Genomic DNA, 16,881 nt, shown 5'->3' with positions numbered 1-16,881 from the left:
GGGCGGGCTCGGGCTCCGCCGGGGCGGGGGCCTCGGCGTCGCTCTCGGCGTCGACCGACGGGGTCACCTCGTCGGTGGCCTCGGTCTCGGCGGCCTGGACCTCGGGGGCCTCCTCGGCGGGAGCCTCGGGCTCGGACGCCGACGAGGCTCCGGAGCCGTCTCCGATGCGCACCAGCTCGGCGCCGACCTCGACGGTCTCGTCCTCCTGGACGAGGATCTCCTCGATCACTCCCGCGACGGGCGACGGGATCTCGGTGTCGACCTTGTCGGTCGAGACCTCGAGCAGGGGCTCGTCCACCTCGACGCGGTCCCCGACGTTCTTCAGCCAGCGGGTGACCGTTCCTTCCGTGACACTCTCTCCGAGTGCCGGGAGGCTGACGGATTCGCTCATGAGCCTGTCTCCTTAAGACGCTTGTGTTTCGATGTCCAGCTTACTGATGCGGAAGCGGCGGATCGCCGCACCGCAGTGGTTCTACAGGGCGTGCAACGGCTTCCCCGCCAGAGCGAGGTGCGCCTCGCCGAGCGCCTCGTTCTGAGTGGGGTGCGCGTGCACGAGGGGCGCGACGTCCTCGGGGTGCGCCTCCCAGTTCACGATGAGCTGAGCCTCGCCGATCAGCTCGCCGACGCGGGCTCCGACCATGTGCACGCCGACGACGGGGCCGTCGACCAGGCGCACGACCTTCACGGAGCCGGTGGTCCCGATGATCGTGCTCCGGGCGTTGCCGCCGAGGCCGTAGTCGTACACGGCGACGCGCTCGGCGCCGTACTCGGCGATCGCGCGGGCCTCGCCGAGGCCGACGGAGGCCACTTCGGGGTCGCTGTAGGTCACCTTCGGGACGTTGACGTCCGAGACGACCTGCGGGCCCAGACCGGCGATCTCCTCCGCGACGAAGATCCCCTGCTGGAAGCTCCGGTGCGCGAGCTGGAGCCCCGGCACGATGTCGCCCACGGCGTACACGCCGGGGACGGAGGTCTGCAGGCGCTCGTCGGTCAGCACGTAGCCGCGGTCGAGGCGGACCCCGGCCTCCTCGAGGCCGATGCCCGCGGTCACCGGGCCGCGGCCGACGGCGACCAGCAGGATCTCGCCCTCCACCGTGGCGCCGCTCTCGAGCGACACGGAGACGCCGCCCTCGCTCTGCGAGACCGACGCGACGCGAGATCCCAGCTGGAAGGCGATGCCCCGCTTGCGGAAGGCGCGCTCCAGCTGCTTGCTGACGCTCTCGTCCTCGTTGGGGACGAGGTGGGGGAGGGCCTCGACGATCGTGACCTCGGCGCCGAACGAGCGCCAGACGCTCGCGAACTCGACGCCGATCACTCCGCCGCCCAGGACGACGACGCTCGCGGGCACGTGGTCGAGCTCGAGAGCCTGGTCGCTCGTCAGGATGCGGCCGCCGATCTCGATCCCGGGGAGGGTGCGGGAGGCGGACCCGGTGGCGACGACGACCGACGCGCCGTGGAGCACGTGCTCACCGACCGTCACGGTGCCAGGCGCGGTGAGGCGGCCCTCGCCCGTGACGACCGTGATGCCGCGCGAGGACACGAGGCTCTGGAGCCCCTTGTACTTGCCGGCGACGACGCCTTCGCGGTAGCGCGTGACGCCCGCCATGTCGATCCCGGTGAAGCTCGAGAGCACGCCGTACTTCTCTCCCTCGCGGGCGCCGTCCGCCAGCTCGGCGGCGTGCAGCAGGGCCTTGGTGGGCACGCACCCGCGGTGCAGGCAGGTGCCGCCGAGCTTGTCGCGCTCCACGAGCGCGACGCTCATCCCGAGCTGCGTCGCCCGGAGGGCCGCCGCGTACCCGCCGCTGCCACCTCCGAGCACGACCAGGTCGTAGCGCTCTTCCGACACCCAGTGACTCCCTCGCGACGTGCGGTCCCGCTTCCCGGCCGACCGGCTCCGGCGCTGAGCGCCGAGCGGATCGGGAGGGGGGACGAGGCGGGATCTCCCGCCCCGTCGACCCTACTACGCGCTCGCGAAGCCCTCGGCCAGAGCGATCAGCGCGCGCACCGAGACCCCCGTGGCGCCGGCTCCGGTGAAGCCGTAGCCGCCGCCTCCGTTACTCGAGGGGCCGGCGATGTCGAGGTGCGCCCACGGGATCGTGGTCGCGTCCTCGCCCTCGCCGCGCTTCCCGACGAACTCGCGGAGGAAGTGGCCGGCGAGGAGCATGCCGCCGGCGGTGTTGCCCGGCTTGACGTTCGCGATGTCGGCGACGTCCGAGTTGAGCAGCGGTCGCAGCTCCGCAGGGAGGGGCATCTGCCAGAAGGGCTCTCCCGCCGCGCGGGCGGCGTCGAGGACGCGGGAGACCAGCTCGTCGTCGCCCAGAGCGCCGACGGTCCGGTTGCCGAGGGCGACCACGGAGGCGCCGGTCAGCGTCGCGACGTCGATGATCGCATCGGGCTGCTCCTCGCTGGCGGCGACGAGGCCGTCGGCGAGCACCAGTCGGCCCTCGGCGTCGGTGTTCAGCACCTCCACCGTGGTCCCGCCGCGCACGGTGAGCACGTCGTCCGGGCGGATCGCGGTCCCGGAGGGGAGGTTCTCGGCGATGCAGAGCCAGGCGGTCGCGCGGAGCGGGAGGCCGAGCTCCGCGATGGCGCGCACGACGGCGTACACGGTCGCCGCGCCCGCCATGTCGGTCTTCATCCCGATCATCGAGGCCGGCGGCTTGAGCGAGAGTCCGCCGCTGTCGAAGGTGATGCCCTTGCCGACCAGGGCGAGGTGGGTGCTCGCGCCCTCGGGCGCGTAGGCGACCTTCACGAGGCGGGGCGGGCGGGAGGAGCCGCTGCCGACTCCGAGGATGCCGCCGAACCCCTCCTCCGCGAGGGCCTCCTCGTCCCAGACGGTGACCTCGAGGGGCAGTCCCTCTGCGCCGGTCTGCACGGCCTCGGCCAGCGTCTGCGGGTAGAGGTGCGACGGGGGAGTGTTGACGAGGTCCTTCACCGTGCCGACCGCGCGGCCGAGCACGAACGCCCGGTCCAGGACGGCGGGGTCGGCCGACTCGCCGCCGCCCAGCAGGACGACGTGCTCGACGGGCGCCTTCGCCGCGGCGGCGGTGCTGCCGCGGAAGGCGGTGAAGGAGTAGGAGCCGAGCGCGGCGCCCTCGGCGACCGCGGCGAGCGTGCCGTCGGAGCCGGCGGGGAGGGAGAGGGCCACGGAGGCGGACCCCGCGAGCAGGCGGACGGCGGCGCCCGCGGCGTTCCGCAGCGCGGTGTCGTCGGGCTCCGCCGAGCCGAGTCCGACGAGCACGATCACTCCGGCACGGACCGAGGACGGCACGCGCACGAGCGTCTCGGCCGCGCCGGTCGCGCCGAGCGCGCTCAGCGCGGGGGCCAGCTCCTCGAAGCCCTCCGCGCCGACGAGCCGGGGACCGTCGGGTCCCGGGGCGACGCCGAGGACGAGGGCGTCGGTGTCGATGTCGGAGGCGGGAACGGTCGAGTACTCGAGAGAGGAGAGGGGCATGGCGGCAATGCTAGGCGCTGTTCGCTGAGGGCTCAGCGGACCCGGCCGGGGCGCCGGGACCCCCGTTTAGACTGGACGCATGCTGGATCCGGAAGACCTGTTCGAGATCGAGGGCGACCTCTCCGAGATCCCGCGCGGGCTGCACCTCGTCGCGGGCCTGACCGGCTCGGCCGACGCCGGGGGAGCGGTGGGGCAGCTGGGGGAGTACCTCTTCGAGACCCTCGAGCACCGCGGGGTCGCGGTCTTCGACCAGGATCAGCTGCTCGACTACCGGGCCCGCCGCCCCATCATCACGTTCGACCAGGACCACCTGACGGACTACCGTCCTGCGATGCTCCGGCTCTCGCTCGCGCACGACGAGCTGCACCAGCCGTTCCTCCTGCTCACCGGCTTCGAGCCCGACTTCCAGTGGGAGCGGTTCACCCGCGCGGTGGTCTCCCTCCTCGAGCGGCTCGACGTCGCCTCGACCACGTGGGTCCAGGCGATCCCGATGCCCGTGCCGCACACTCGGCCCGTCGGCGTCACCGTGAGCGGCAACCGCGAGGACCTGATCGAGGCGATGTCGGTCTGGAAGCCGCACACGCAGGTGCCCTCGAACGTCCTCCACCTGCTCGAGCTGCGCCTCTACGAGCGCGGTCTGACCGTGGTCGGCTTCGCGCTGCTCATCCCCCACTACCTGTCGGACACCGAGTACCCGCAGGCGGCGGTCGCGGCGCTCGAGAGCATCTCGGCGTCGACCGGCCTCATCTTCCCGACGGACCGCCTGCGCGAGAGCGGGCGGGAGTTCCTCGGCAAGGTCGACGAGCAGGTCGGCGGCAACGACGAGCTGCAGAAGCTGGTCTCGGCCCTCGAGGCGCGGCACGACACCTACATGGAGGGGACGAGCCTCCGCTCGCCGCTCACCGACGAGGACGGCTTCGTGCCCAGCGCCGACGCGATCGCCGCCGAGCTCGAGAAGTTCCTCGCGATCCGCCGCCCGGGCGAGGAGCCCACCGCCTCCTGAGCGGCCGTAGGATCGGACGAGTGCGTGATCGTCGAGCCTGGTTCGTCTTCGGTGCCGGAGCGTTCGCCTACCTCGTCGCGGTCCTGGACCGCACGACGCTGGGCGTCGCAGGAGTGGACGCCGCGGAGCGGTTCGGGGTGGCCGCCGCCGTCCTCTCGTCGCTCGCCGTCGTCCAGCTGATCGTCTACGCCGGGATGCAGATCCCGGTCGGGATCCTCATCGACCGGTTCGGCCCGCGGACCCTGATCCTCTCGGGCACGGCCCTGATGATGGCGGGCCAGGTCGTGGTCGCGATCGCGCCGGGCATCGGCGTCGCGATCGTCGGGCGGATCCTGCTGGGAGCCGGGGACGCCGCGATCTTCACCTCCGTGATCCGCCTCACGGTGACCTGGTTCAGCGGACCGATCGTGCCGCAGCTCTCGCAGTGGATCGGCAACATCGGCCAGGTGGGCCAGATCCTCTCCGCACTCCCGTTCGCGGCGATCCTCCACACGTTCGGCTGGGAGCCCGCGTTCCTCAGCGCCGCCGGCCTCGGGGCCGTGTCCTTCCTCGGCGTGCTCCTCCTGGTCGCCGACGTCCCGCCGCGCACCGAGCCGATCACGGTGGTGCCTCCGACGCTCCGGGCGACGATCGCGCAGCTCGGAGTGAGCCTGCGCCGGCCGGGGACGCAGCTCGGCTTCTGGTCGCACTTCGTCACGCAGTCCTCCGGCACGGTCTTCACGCTCCTCTGGGGCTACCCCTTCCTCGTCTACGCGATCGGCCTGCCGCCGACCGTCGCCGCGCCGACCCTCACGATCGTCGTGATCGCGGGGATCGTCGTCGGGCCGGTGCTCGGCGTCCTGACCGCTCGCCACCCCATGCGCCGCAGCAACCTCGTGCTCGGGATCGTCTCGGCGATGGCGGTCGCCTGGACCGTCGTGCTGCTCTGGCCCGGCGTCCCGCCGTACTGGCTCGTGGTGCTGCTCCTGATCGTCGTCGGAGCGGGCGGCCCCGGCTCCATGATCGGGTTCGACTTCGCCCGCACGTTCAACCCCTCGCGGAGCCTCGGCGCGGCGAACGGAGTCGTCAACGTGGGCGGGTTCCTGGCCAGCTTCACGATGATGTTCGCGATCGGCCTGATCCTCGACGCACTGGCCGGTCCCGGTGCCTCCTCCGAGCAGACCTACTCGCTCGAGCACTTCCGCCTGGCGTGGTGCGTGCAGTACGTGGTGGTCGGCGCCGGAGTCGTCGCACTCGTCGTCGCGCGCCGCCGGACCCGCCGCCGCCTGGCCGAGGACGAGGGAATAACCGTGGCCCCTCTCTGGGTTGCACTGAGTGACCGGATGCGCCGCGGCCGCGCGGGGCGCTGACGGTCGTCCGTCGATCCGCCCTTCTGCAGACGCGATGTCCCAGCGGAACGGCCCGGATCCCGCCGGATCGAGCCCCACTCGCACCGCACCGCACGGCTGCACTACTCAGACGTGCAATAATTGTCAATAGGACCCGTTCGGGTCGAGGAGCACCAGGCCCACGTCGGGCGTGCGACGTCCTCGACTTGACATGGGTCCTCGTAATGCCCACCGACGGACGACGCCCTCCCGCGCCGCCCGCCCCCGGGACGCAACGGATGGAGAGGTGCCGCCATGGCCACCAGAGCTACCAAGACCGCAACGCTCGACGCCGTCGACGACGACGTGACGACGACCACCAAGAAGCCCGCGACGCGCAAGCCCGCGGCGAAGACCACGGCGGCCAAGACCACCGCGGCCAAGACGACCCGCTCGCGCGCCACGACCAAGGCCGCCGCTCCCGCCGACACCGAGGAGGAGCCGACCGACGCCGTCGAGCCCGACGAGGCAGCGGAGGAGGAGGAGACCGAGGTCGTCGCCGAGGACACCGAGACCGACGCCAAGGACGACGCGGAGACGCCGGAGGCCCCGGCCGCCGCCGCCGTCGCCGCTCCGGCCGAGCCGCTCCCGAGCGGTGCGCTCGTCCTGTCGTTCGGCGGAGAGGACGACGAGGTCCCGGTCTACTCGACCGCGATCACCGGTGCCACCGCCGACCCGGTCAAGGACTACCTGAAGCAGATCGGCAAGGTCGCGCTCCTGAACGCGGCCGAGGAGGTCGAGCTCGCGATGCGCATCGAGGCCGGCCTGTTCGCCGAGGACAAGCTCGCCAACTCGACCGACCTCAGCCCGGAGCTCGTCCGCGAGCTGCGCTGGGTCGCGAAGGACGGCCAGCGCGCGAAGAGCCACCTGCTCGGAGCGAACCTCCGGCTCGTCGTCAGCCTCGCGAAGCGCTACACCGGTCGCGGGATGCAGTTCCTCGACCTCATCCAGGAGGGCAACCTGGGCCTCATCCGTGCGGTCGAGAAGTTCGACTACACCAAGGGCTTCAAGTTCTCGACCTACGCCACGTGGTGGATCCGCCAGGCGATCACCCGCGCGATGGCCGACCAGGCCCGCACCATCCGCATCCCGGTGCACATGGTCGAGGTCATCAACAAGCTGGCCCGCGTGCAGCGCCAGATGCTCCAGGACCTGGGCCGCGAGCCCACGCCCGAGGAGCTCTCGCGCGAGCTCGACATGACCCCCGAGAAGGTCATCGAGGTGCAGAAGTACGGGCGCGAGCCGATCTCGCTGCACACGCCCCTGGGCGAGGACGGCGACAGCGAGTTCGGCGACCTCATCGAGGACACCGAGGCGGTCGTCCCGGCCGACGCCGTGGGCTTCACCATGCTGCAGAAGCAGCTGGAGTCGCTGCTCGACTCGCTCTCGGAGCGCGAGGCCGGCGTGATCCGCATGCGCTTCGGCCTCGGCGACGGCATGCCGAAGACGCTCGACCAGATCGGCGACACCTTCGGCGTGACGCGCGAGCGCATCCGCCAGATCGAGTCCAAGACGATGGCCAAGCTCCGCCACCCGTCCCGCTCGCAGTCGCTCCGCGACTACCTCGAGTAGGCCGGTGATCCGCTACGCGCCGGCGGTCCTCCTCGGGAGGGCCGCCCGGTTCGCCGCGCGGGTCCGGAAGCCCGGCGGGGGATCCGCCGTGCCCGGACTCGTGGTGAACCGTGTCGCGCCCGGATTCCTGCCCGCGGTGCTCGACGGATTCCGGGACGGCCTCGTGGTCGTCACGGGATCGGCGGGCAAGTCGACCACGACCAAGATGCTGGTCGCGGTGCTCCGCGCGCACGGGCTCCGGGTCTTCACCAACCCCTCGACGGCCAACATCGCCCAGGGGCTGACCTCCGCGCTCCTGGAGCAGGCGGACCTCCGCGGACGGATCGACGCCGACATCGCCGTCCTCGAGATGGACGAGGGTCACGGCGCGCGCCTCGCGCCCCGGATGCGCCCCCGCGTCGTCCTGCTGACGAACGTGGTGGTCGACCAGATCGACCGCTTCTTCGATCCGGCCATGGTCGCCCGGATGCTCGGCACCATCGCCTCCCGCGCGACCGGTCCCGTCGTGTTGAACGCCGACGACCGCCACGTCGCCGATGTCGCGACCTCCCTCCCCGACGAGCGGATCCGCTGGTACGGCGTCTCCTCCTCCGTCCGCGACTCCGCGTCGGGCGGTCTCGGCTACGCCGCGGAGGCGGAGGCCGGGACCGACCGTGCCACCACCGTCGTCGAGAGCACGACGGGAGCGGCCGCGCGCATCGTCAGCGACGGCGACCCGCTCGAGGTCCGGCTCCCCGCGCGGGGCGTCCACTACGCGGTCGACGCCGCGGCGGCCGTCTCCACGGCCCGCGCCGTGCTCGCCGAGCGCTTCGACCCGGCCCTCGCCGCCTCCGCGCTCTCGAGCATCGACCCCGTCTTCGGGCGGGGCGAGATCGTCACCGTGCGCGGCCACGAGGTCGAGTTCGTCCTGGTTCAGAACCCGGCGAGCTACCGCCTGAACATCGCGGAGATCCCCGAGGGGACCGAGCAGATCATGCTCGCGATCGGCTCCGACGTCCGAGACCCCTCCTACTTCTGGCCCGTGGACAGCTCCGTGCTCGGGCACGTCCGTGTCGTCTCGGGGTCGAAGGCGCACGAGGCGGCGCTGCACCTGCGCTACGACGGCGTGCGCGTCGACTCCGTCGACGAGGACCTGGGTCGCGCGCTCGACGCGTTCCTCGCTCTGCCGACCCCCGCCTCCGGCCGGAAGACCATCGTCTTCTCGGCCGATTCGATGCGCCGCACCCGTGCGCACCTGCAGCTCGTCACCAACCGCGAGGAGACCGCGTGACCACCCTCCGCATCGCCGTGCTCGCTCCCGACGTCCTGGACAGCAACGGCGACGCGGCGAACGCCCGGGTCCTCGCGGCTCGGGCGCGCTGGTCGGGTGTCGAGGCGGAGGTCGTGCCGCTCATGACCGCCTCCGACGCCGAGGTCCATCCGGACGTCCTGGTCGCCGGGACGGGAGCGGACGAGGACCTCCCGGGCGTCCTGGCACTCCTCCACGAGATCGCGCCGACGCTGCGGGCCTGGGTCGACCAGGGCACCCAGGTCGTCGCGGTCGGAGCCGGCTGGGAGATGCTGGCCGGTTCGATCAGCACGGCCGCGGGCGGAGCCCGGGGGATCGGGCTGTTCCCCGGAGACTCGGTCACGGGCGAGCGCGCGACCGACGACCTCCTCGTCGAGACGCCGGGCGGCGTCCTCGTCGGATTCGAGAACCACGAGCGCCGGATGACCGGGATAGCGCCCGAGCACGCGCTCGGCCGAGTGCTGCACGGCACCGGCGACGGCGCCGGCCACGAGGGCTACGCGGTGGGAGGCCTTCTGGGCACGCACCTGCACGGCCCCGTCCTCGCGAAGAACCCGTCGCTCGCGGACGCGATCCTGCGGCGCGCCCTCGGCGACGCCTACTCCCCGTCGGACGAGCGTCTCCGCCTGGTCGATGAAACGGCACGAGCCGCTCGCGAAGTGATCGCGAAGCGGCTCGGTGTCGGTCTGTAGGGCGCTGACGCGCCGTCCGGGCTGATCGGGGACGCGCTAGGGGCGCTGCTCCTCGAAGAGTCGGGCGGACTCGTCGTGCCAGCTCTGGGCGATGCTGGAGAGCTTCTCCTGGTACTTCTTCCCGTGGTGTGCGCAGAACAGCAGTTCTCCGTTGTTCACGACCACTCGGATGTACGCCTGGGCACCGCAGCTGTCGCAGCGGTCGGCGGCGGAGAGCTGGTGGGCACCGGCGAGCTCGTCCACGCCGTTCTGGGTTGCTGTGGTCGACATGACTTGGCCTCCTGCACTCGGTCTTCGATCTCTGCTTAGTGGAACCCATCCAAGCACGCGATTGTTTCCGCACGGAGTCGATCGGTCGGCATTTCGCTCTGCGCGTAGGGGCCCCGCGCCGAGCGGCCATCGTGCTGTCGCCGGGTGCCGCGCCACCGCGGCCGGAGCGGTTCCCGAAAGTAGACTGGGCGGATGGCCTCCACCGACTACAACGCCCGTCACCTCTCCGTCCTCGAGGGTCTCGAGGCGGTCCGGAAGCGGCCCGGCATGTACATCGGATCGACCGACTCGCGCGGCCTCATGCACTGCCTCTGGGAGGTCATCGACAACTCCGTCGACGAGGCGCTGGCCGGGCACGGGACCGAGATCAGCGTGCTCCTGCACGCCGACGGCAGCGTCGAGGTGCGCGACCGCGCGCGCGGGATCCCGGTCGACATCGAGCCGAAGACGGGGCTCTCCGGAGTCGAGGTCGTGTTCACGAAGCTGCACGCGGGCGGCAAGTTCGGCTCCGGATCCTACGCGGCGTCCGGCGGTCTGCACGGCGTCGGCGCCTCCGTGGTCAACGCGCTCTCGGAGCGCCTGGACGTCGAGGTCGACCGCAACGGCCGCACCTACCGGATGTCGTTCCACCGGGGGGAGCCCGGGCGCTTCGCCGACGCGGGCGAGCCCACCCCCGACGCTCCGTTCACGCCGTTCGAGAACGGGTCCGAGCTGACGGTCGTCGGGAAGGTCGCCAAGGGCGTCACCGGAACGCGCGTGCGCTACTGGGCCGACCGCCAGATCTTCACGAAGGGCGCCTCGTTCCAGACGGACGACCTGGTGACGCGCGCCCGGCAGACCGCGTTCCTCGTCCCCGGCCTGACGATCGACATCGTCGACGACCGGGCGGACGAGCGCCGCGCCGAGATGTTCCGCTACGACGGCGGCATCTCGGAGTTCGTCGAGTTCCTCGCCCCCGACGCCCCCGTGACCGAGGTGCTGCGCCTCACCGGCTCCGGCACCTTCACCGAGACCGTGCCGGTGCTGACCCCCGGCGGCGCCATGGTGCCCACCGAGGTGGAGCGCACCTGCGAGGTCGACATCGCCCTGCGCTGGGGCACCGGCTACGAGACGGTGATGCGCAGCTTCGTGAACATCATCTCGACGCCCAAGGGCGGGACGCACCAGACCGGCTTCGAGCAGGGCCTGCTGAAGCTGCTCCGCTCCCAGGTGGAGGCGAACGCCCGCCGCCTCAAGGTCGGCTCGGACAAGCTCGAGAAGGACGACGTCCTCGCCGGGCTCAGCGCCGTGCTGACCGTGCGGCTCCCGGAGCCGCAGTTCGAAGGCCAGACGAAGGAGGTGCTGGGCACGCCCGCCGTCCGCGCGATCGTCGCCTCCACCATCGCCTCGACGCTGGGCGCGGTGTTCTCCTCGACGCGCCGCGAGGACAAGGCGCAGACCTCCCAGCTCCTCGAGAAGGTCGTCGCCGAGATGAAGTCGCGGATCTCGGCCCGCGCGCACAAGGAGACCCAGCGCCGCAAGAACGCGCTGGAGTCCTCCTCCCTTCCGGCGAAGCTGGTCGACTGCCGCAGCAGCGACGTCGAGAACAGCGAGCTCTTCATCGTCGAGGGTGACTCCGCCCTCGGCACCGCCAAGCTCGCCCGCAACAGCGAGTACCAGGCCCTGCTGCCGATCCGGGGGAAGATCCTCAACACGCAGAAGGCGAGCATCGCCGACATGCTCTCGAACGCCGAGTGCGCCTCGATGATCCAGGTGATCGGAGCCGGCTCCGGCCGCTCCTTCGACCTCTCGGCCGCCCGCTACGGGAAGATCATCCTGATGAGCGACGCCGACGTCGACGGCGCCCACATCCGCACCCTGCTGCTCACGCTCTTCTTCCGCTACATGCGGCCGCTCGTCGAGGCGGGGCGCGTCTTCGCCGCCGTGCCTCCGCTGCACCGGCTCGTGGTGATGAACGCGGGGAAGAAGCCGAACGAGACGATCTACACCTACTCGGAGAAGGAGCTGCAGAGCGTCCTCGCGGCCCTCGGCAAGGCGGGCCGCCGCTACCAGGACCCGATCCAGCGCTACAAGGGGCTCGGCGAGATGGACGCGGACCAGCTGGCCACGACGACCATGGACCGCTCCCGCCGCACCCTCCGCCGGGTGCGGGTCGCCGACGCCGAGAACGCCGGCCGGGTGTTCGAGCTGCTGATGGGCAACGACGTGGCGCCCCGCAAGGAGTTCATCGTCCGCGGGTCCGAGTCGCTGTCGCGGGACCGCATCGACGTCTGAGCCGCGGGGCTCAGAACACCTCGGGCGCCGCTCCGATCGTCGCGATCGGCGCCGCGAGCGCCACGCCGGAGCCGTCGCGCTTCATCCCGGAGTCGGGCAGCGCGGCCACCGAGCCGTCGGCCTCGAGGGCGTGCGCGGGACCGGGGCCGACCCACGCCACTCCGAGGGCGGTCTCTCCCTTGAGGAAGCGCTGCGCGCGGACTCCGCCGGTGGCCCTGCCCTTGGCGGGGAACTCCGAGAACGGCGAGACCTTCGCACTGCCGGTGTCGGTCCCCGAGAGGGCCCAGCTGTCGACGGCGACCGTCGCGACGACGGCCTCGTCCCGGTCCTCGGCGGCGACGACGGCGAAGTGCACGACGTCGTCGGTCTCGGCCAGCTTGACCCCGGCCATCCCCGCGGCGGTCCGGCCCTGAGGGCGGACGGCGGACGCGGGGAAGCGCAGCAGCTGGGCCTCGCCGGTGACGAAGACCAGCTCGTCCTCCTCCGCCGACGCGGCCGCGCCCACGACGGCGTCCTTCGGCTTCAGGGCGATGAGCTCGATGTCCGGGCGGTTGGGCAGCTCGCCCGGCGCGACGCGCTTGACGACGCCCTGCTGGGTGCCGAGCGCGATCGGCCGCTCGTCGTCGAGGGCGACGAGCGCGAGCACCCGCTCGTCCTTCGCCAGGTGCGGGAGGTAGTCGCTCATGCGCACGCCCGCGCCCAGCTGCACCGAGGAGGAGGGGACGGCGGGCACGTCGACCGGCGAGAAGCGGAGGAGCCGACCGGCGCTGGTGACCGCGCCGATCTCCGTCCGGCTGGTCGTGTCGAGCACGCTGAGGACGGCGTCGTGCTTCGAGCGGCGCGTGGCGCGCTCGGGGTGGGGAGCGGCCTCGGGGTCGCGGTCGACCCGCACCATGCGGCCGGTGGTGCTCAGCAGCACCCGGCAGGGCACGTCCGCGATCTCGAGCACCGCGGCGGCCTTCCGCCCGGTGGTGGCGACGGAGGGGCGCGCCTCGGTGAGCAGGGTGCGCCGCGGGGTCCCGAGGCGCTGGGCGACCTCGTCGAGCTCGTCCGAGACCAGCTCGTCGATCCGTGATCGGCTGGCGAGGAGGGCCTCGAGCGCGGCGATCTCGGCGAGGAGGGTGTCGCGCTCGGTCTCGAGCTCGATGCGCGAGAACTTCGTGAGGCGGCGGAGCTGGAGCTCGAGGATGTAGTCGGCCTGCAGGGTGCTGAGGTCGAAGACCTCGATCAGCCGGGCCCGCGCCGCCGCGGTGTCGTCGCTCCCGCGGATCAGCTGGATGACCTCGTCGATGTCGAGGATCGCGATGAGCAGGCCCTCGACCAGGTGCAGCCGCTCCTGGCGCTTGCGCAGTCGGTAGCGGGTCCGCCGGGTGACGACCTGCACCCGGTGGCCGATGTAGACCTGCAGCAGCTCCTTCAGGCCGAGGGTGCGCGGGCCGCCGTCGACCAGCGCGACGTTGTTGATCGAGAACGCGTCCTCGAGGGGCGTGTAGCGGTAGAGCTGCTCGAGGACGGCCTCCGGGCTGAAGCCGGTCTTGATCCCGATGACGAGCCGGAGGCCGTTGTCCCGGTCCGTCAGGTCGGTGACGTCCGAGATGCCGCTGAGCTTCTTGTTCTGGACGCCGTCCTTGATCTTGTCGATGACCTTCTCGGCGCCGACGAGGTAGGGCAGCTCGGTGACGACCAGGCCGGACTTGCGCGCGGTGATGCTCTCGACCGAGACGCGCGCGCGGGTCTTGAAGCCGCCCCGGCCGGTCGCGTAGGCGTCGCGCACGCCGGCGAGGCCGACGATCGTGCCACCGCTCGGGAAGTCCGGTCCCGGGACGAACGACATCAGGTCGTCCAGGGACGCGTCGGGATGGGCGATCAGGTGCCGGGCCGCCCCGATCACCTCCACGAGGTTGTGGGGCGCCATGTTCGTCGCCATGCCGACGGCGATGCCGCTGGCCCCGTTGACCAGCAGGTTCGGGAACGCGGAGGGGAGGACCTCGGGCTGGTCGTGCGAGTTGTCGTAGTTCGGGACGAAGTCGACGACGTCCTCGCCGAGGTGCTCGGTCATGGCCGTGGCGGCCGGGGCGAGGCGGGCCTCGGTGTAGCGGGCCGCGGCCGGGCCGTCGTCGAGGGAGCCGAAGTTGCCGTGCCCGTCGACGAGGGCGACCCTCATCGTGAACGGCTGGGCGAGGCGGACGAGCGAGTCGTAGATCGAGGCGTCGCCGTGCGGGTGCAGCTTGCCCATCACCTCGCCGACCACGCGGGCCGACTTCACGTGGCCGTGATCGGGCCGCAGCCCCATCTCGCTCATCATGTAGAGGATCCGGCGCTGCACCGGCTTGAGGCCGTCGCGGGCGTCGGGCAGGGCCCGCGAGTAGATGACCGAGTACGCGTACTCGAGGAAGGACCCCTCCATCTCGGCCGAGACGTCGACGTCCTCGATGCGCTCGGTGAGCGAGGATCCGGAGGAGGGGGCTGCAGCGTTCATGACTCGATTCGGTGGCGGGCGCGGGGCGGCGGCGGGGGACTGCACCGCCCTGCGGCGCTCGACGGGACGGGCGGAGCGGAGACGGCGCCTCGCGGACGGGACCGGCCCTCCCGTTCACGCGGACGCTCCGCTGCACCGGCCCGGCGGGGACGGCGGCGCTGTGCGAAACTGGGCGCGATGACCCACATGCTACCGCCAGCCCCCGACGGGCGGCGGAGCCTCGCCGACGTCCTGCCGGGCGCCCTCGACGCGCTCCTGGGCCGCCCCGGCCTCTTCGGCTCGCCCCGCGTCGAGCGGATCGTGGTCGTCCTCGTCGACGGCCTGGGTGCCGCGAACCTCCGCCAGCGCGGGGGCCACTCGCGCACGCTCGCTCCGGCCCTCAACCGCGGCACCACGCTCGTCTCGGGCTTCCCGACGACCACCGCGGCGGCCCTGGCGAGCCTGACGACGGGCCTGCGCCCGGGCGGGCACGGGATGGTCGGCTACCGCGTGCTCGACCGCGCCTCCGACCGCCTGGTCAACCAGCTCTCCGGCTGGGACGAGCGCATGGTGCCCGAGACGTGGCAGCCCCACCCCACGGTCTTCGAGCAGGCCTCGGTCGCCGGTGTCCGGGCCGGAGTGATCGGCCCCGCGCGGTACGCCCGCTCCGGTCTCACGCGGGCGATCCTGCGCGGCGCCGAGTACCACTCCGCCGGCGGCGTCGCCGAGCGCTTCACGGCGGCGCGCGCCCTGCTCGACGAGGGCGGCCGGCAGCTCGTGTACCTCTACGTCCCCGAGCTCGACCAGGCGGCGCATGCGCGCGGCTGGGAGTCGCCGGAGTGGACGGCAGCGCTCGAGCTCCTGGACGGGGAGGTCGGCGGAGCGGTCCGCGGGCTCTCCGCCCGGGAGAGCGTGCTGGTCACCGCCGACCACGGCATCGTGGACGTCCCGGCGTCCTCGCACGTGCTCGTCGAGCGGGGACCGCTGCTCGATGGCGTCCGGCACCTCGGAGGAGAGCCCCGCTGCCTGCAGCTGCACCTCGAGCCGGGTGTGGACCCCGACGAGGTGGCGCGGCGCTGGACCGAGGCGGAGGGCGCACGCGCCTGGATCGCGACGCGCGACGAGGTCGCCGCGAGCGGCTGGTTCGGCGAGGTCTCTCCGGCGGCGGCCGAGCGGATGGGCGACGTGTTCGTCGCGGCGCGGAGGACCATCGCCTACTACGCGGCGGACGACTCCTCCGGCCGCTCCATGATCGGGCAGCACGGGTCGCTCACCCCGGAGGAGACGCAGGTGCCGCTCCTCCGCTTCGGCGCGCTGGCCTGAGCCGGGCCGAGTGCACGGGGGCACCGTCCACCCCGGCGGAGCCGCGCCGGCGGAGGTTCAGTCGTCGCTGCGCGCTCCGAAGACGATCTCGTCCCAGCTCGGCATCGACGCCCGCCCCCGGCGGAGGCTCCCGCGCACGCCCGACGGCTGCTCGGGGACCGGGGGAGCGGTGCGCGGCGGCTCCGGTGCCTTCTCGACCGGAGGAGCGGCCTCGGCCTCGGGCTCCGGCTCCTCGCGGACGCGGAGGCTCGAGGCGTGATCGCGCTCGCCCCGGCGGCGCCGCAGGGCGTCGAGCAGGTCGGCGGTGTCGTTGAGGTTGCGCTCGCGCTGCTCCGTCGTGCTCGTGATGGGGCGGGGGAGCGTCGAGATCGGGCGCGGGGTCTCGGAGAGGGCCGGCTGCGGCTCCGTGTCGGAGGGGCGGACGGCGGCCGGTCGGGCGTGCGGCATCGCGGCGGGGCGGCCGGCGGTGGGGTGGTCGGCCCGGGCGGAGCGGCTCGGCGCCTCCGCGGACTCCGGGTCGAAGCGCGTGGCGAGCTCGTCGACGGCGGCGGGGATGACGGCGCGCAGGCGCGGGATGAGGGTCGGCCGGATCTCGCCCTGCTGCGAGAGCGTGATCGCCTCGGAGGTCAGCGGCGACAGCAGCGCCTTCCGCGGGTCGAAGCGCCAGCGGGCGTCGTGGTCGATCTCGTCCGAGCGGAAGAGGAGCTTGACGACCCAGCCCTCCTCCTCCTTCCAGCTCGACCACTGCTCGCCCTCGGCGCCGAGCGACGCGAGGCGGTCGCGGATGACGTCGCCGAAGGGCGTGCCCTCCTCGAGGGGATCGGGGTCGGTGGTCGTGTAGACGCGCACGGCGAGGGCGGACGCGACGATGTGCTCGCGCTCGGCCGTGACGGGTCCCTCGAAGCGCTGGACGTAGCCCAGGTCGGCGCCCGTGAGCTCGGCGACCTCCTCGGCGGAGAGCCCGGAGCGGATGTGGGCCTGGATCTCGCGGGGGGAGACGCGCTTCTCGCGCGGCGGGAGGGTGTGGACCCGCGGCCGCAGCTGGCTCTGCAGCGTCTCGTCGATGCGGACCGAGAAGCGCTCGCCGCCCTCGGACACGAGGACGAGCGATCCGCCCTCGACGCCGATCACCTTCAGTTCCATCATCGTGGGGACCCTCCTTCTGGACGCGGACCGGGCA

At 72.5% G+C, this 16,881-nt stretch carries 13 protein-coding genes; 7 read left to right on the top strand and 6 right to left on the bottom strand.

Annotated features, from left to right (window positions below; genetic code table 11):
* The 3 genes from C5C53_RS14820 to C5C53_RS14810 form a co-directional block, all read right to left on the bottom strand.
* A partial coding sequence (locus C5C53_RS14820) for a biotin/lipoyl-containing protein (protein WP_308470986.1) occupies positions 1–391 on the bottom strand: 391 nt, incomplete at its 3' end.
* 81 nt (positions 392–472) lie between these two features.
* On the bottom strand, positions 473–1,846 hold the full coding sequence (lpdA, locus tag C5C53_RS14815) for a dihydrolipoyl dehydrogenase (protein ID WP_104232557.1): 1,374 nt from the start codon (positions 1,844–1,846) through the stop codon (positions 473–475).
* Positions 1,847–1,960: 114 nt separating this feature from the next.
* Positions 1,961–3,454: a leucyl aminopeptidase gene (locus tag C5C53_RS14810; protein WP_104267891.1), complete on the bottom strand. Its 1,494-nt coding sequence runs from the start codon at positions 3,452–3,454 to the stop codon at positions 1,961–1,963.
* A gap of 79 nt (positions 3,455–3,533) precedes the next feature.
* Between C5C53_RS14810 and C5C53_RS14805 the strand changes: the two genes are divergently transcribed.
* From C5C53_RS14805 to C5C53_RS14785, 5 genes are all read left to right on the top strand, one after another.
* On the top strand, positions 3,534–4,457 hold the full coding sequence (locus C5C53_RS14805) for a proteasome assembly chaperone family protein (protein WP_104225227.1): 924 nt from the start codon (positions 3,534–3,536) through the stop codon (positions 4,455–4,457).
* A gap of 20 nt (positions 4,458–4,477) precedes the next feature.
* Complete coding sequence (locus C5C53_RS14800; protein ID WP_104267890.1) at positions 4,478–5,806, top strand: nitrate/nitrite transporter; 1,329 nt, start codon at positions 4,478–4,480, stop codon at positions 5,804–5,806.
* A 273-nt stretch (positions 5,807–6,079) separates the two neighbouring features.
* On the top strand, positions 6,080–7,396 hold the full coding sequence (locus C5C53_RS14795) for an RNA polymerase sigma factor (RefSeq protein WP_104232561.1): 1,317 nt from the start codon (positions 6,080–6,082) through the stop codon (positions 7,394–7,396).
* Between the two features lie 4 nt (positions 7,397–7,400).
* Positions 7,401–8,666, top strand: a complete 1,266-nt coding sequence (locus C5C53_RS14790) for a Mur ligase family protein (protein WP_104267889.1) — start codon at positions 7,401–7,403, stop codon at positions 8,664–8,666.
* Complete coding sequence (locus tag C5C53_RS14785) at positions 8,663–9,376, top strand: type 1 glutamine amidotransferase (protein ID WP_104267888.1); 714 nt, start codon at positions 8,663–8,665, stop codon at positions 9,374–9,376. Before C5C53_RS14790 ends, C5C53_RS14785 begins: the two co-directional genes overlap by 4 nt.
* Positions 9,377–9,412: 36 nt before the next feature.
* Here the strand turns inward: C5C53_RS14785 and C5C53_RS14780 are convergent, their stop codons facing one another.
* Positions 9,413–9,646 carry a hypothetical protein gene (locus C5C53_RS14780; RefSeq protein WP_068212876.1) on the bottom strand — a complete coding sequence of 78 codons (234 nt, stop codon included), beginning with the start codon at positions 9,644–9,646 and terminating at the stop codon, positions 9,413–9,415.
* Between the two features lie 192 nt (positions 9,647–9,838).
* Here C5C53_RS14780 and C5C53_RS14775 point away from each other — a divergent pair, with 192 nt between their 5' ends.
* The gene (locus tag C5C53_RS14775) at positions 9,839–11,920 is read left to right on the top strand and encodes a type IIA DNA topoisomerase subunit B (protein WP_104225230.1); all 2,082 of its coding nucleotides are present in this window, start codon (positions 9,839–9,841) and stop codon (positions 11,918–11,920) included.
* A gap of 10 nt (positions 11,921–11,930) precedes the next feature.
* Here the strand turns inward: C5C53_RS14775 and C5C53_RS14770 are convergent, their stop codons facing one another.
* On the bottom strand, positions 11,931–14,399 hold the full coding sequence (locus C5C53_RS14770) for a DNA topoisomerase (ATP-hydrolyzing) subunit A (protein ID WP_104267887.1): 2,469 nt from the start codon (positions 14,397–14,399) through the stop codon (positions 11,931–11,933).
* Between the two features lie 177 nt (positions 14,400–14,576).
* On the opposite strand from C5C53_RS14770, the gene C5C53_RS14765 reads away from it, so the two are divergent.
* A complete protein-coding gene (locus tag C5C53_RS14765) occupies positions 14,577–15,701 on the top strand; it encodes an alkaline phosphatase family protein (protein ID WP_258075435.1) in 1,125 nt (374 codons plus the stop codon).
* A 57-nt stretch (positions 15,702–15,758) separates the two neighbouring features.
* Here the strand turns inward: C5C53_RS14765 and sepH are convergent, their stop codons facing one another.
* Positions 15,759–16,847, bottom strand: coding sequence for a septation protein SepH (gene sepH / locus C5C53_RS14760; RefSeq protein WP_104267886.1), 1,089 nt, complete (start codon positions 16,845–16,847; stop codon positions 15,759–15,761).
* Positions 16,848–16,881: the final 34 nt, after the last annotated feature.

Source organism: Rathayibacter sp. AY1E3, assembly GCF_002932235.1.
Classification (GTDB): domain Bacteria; phylum Actinomycetota; class Actinomycetes; order Actinomycetales; family Microbacteriaceae; genus Rathayibacter.
The sequence above is the reverse complement of the archived record's forward strand: the minus strand, read 5'-3'. Positions and strand labels throughout refer to the sequence as shown.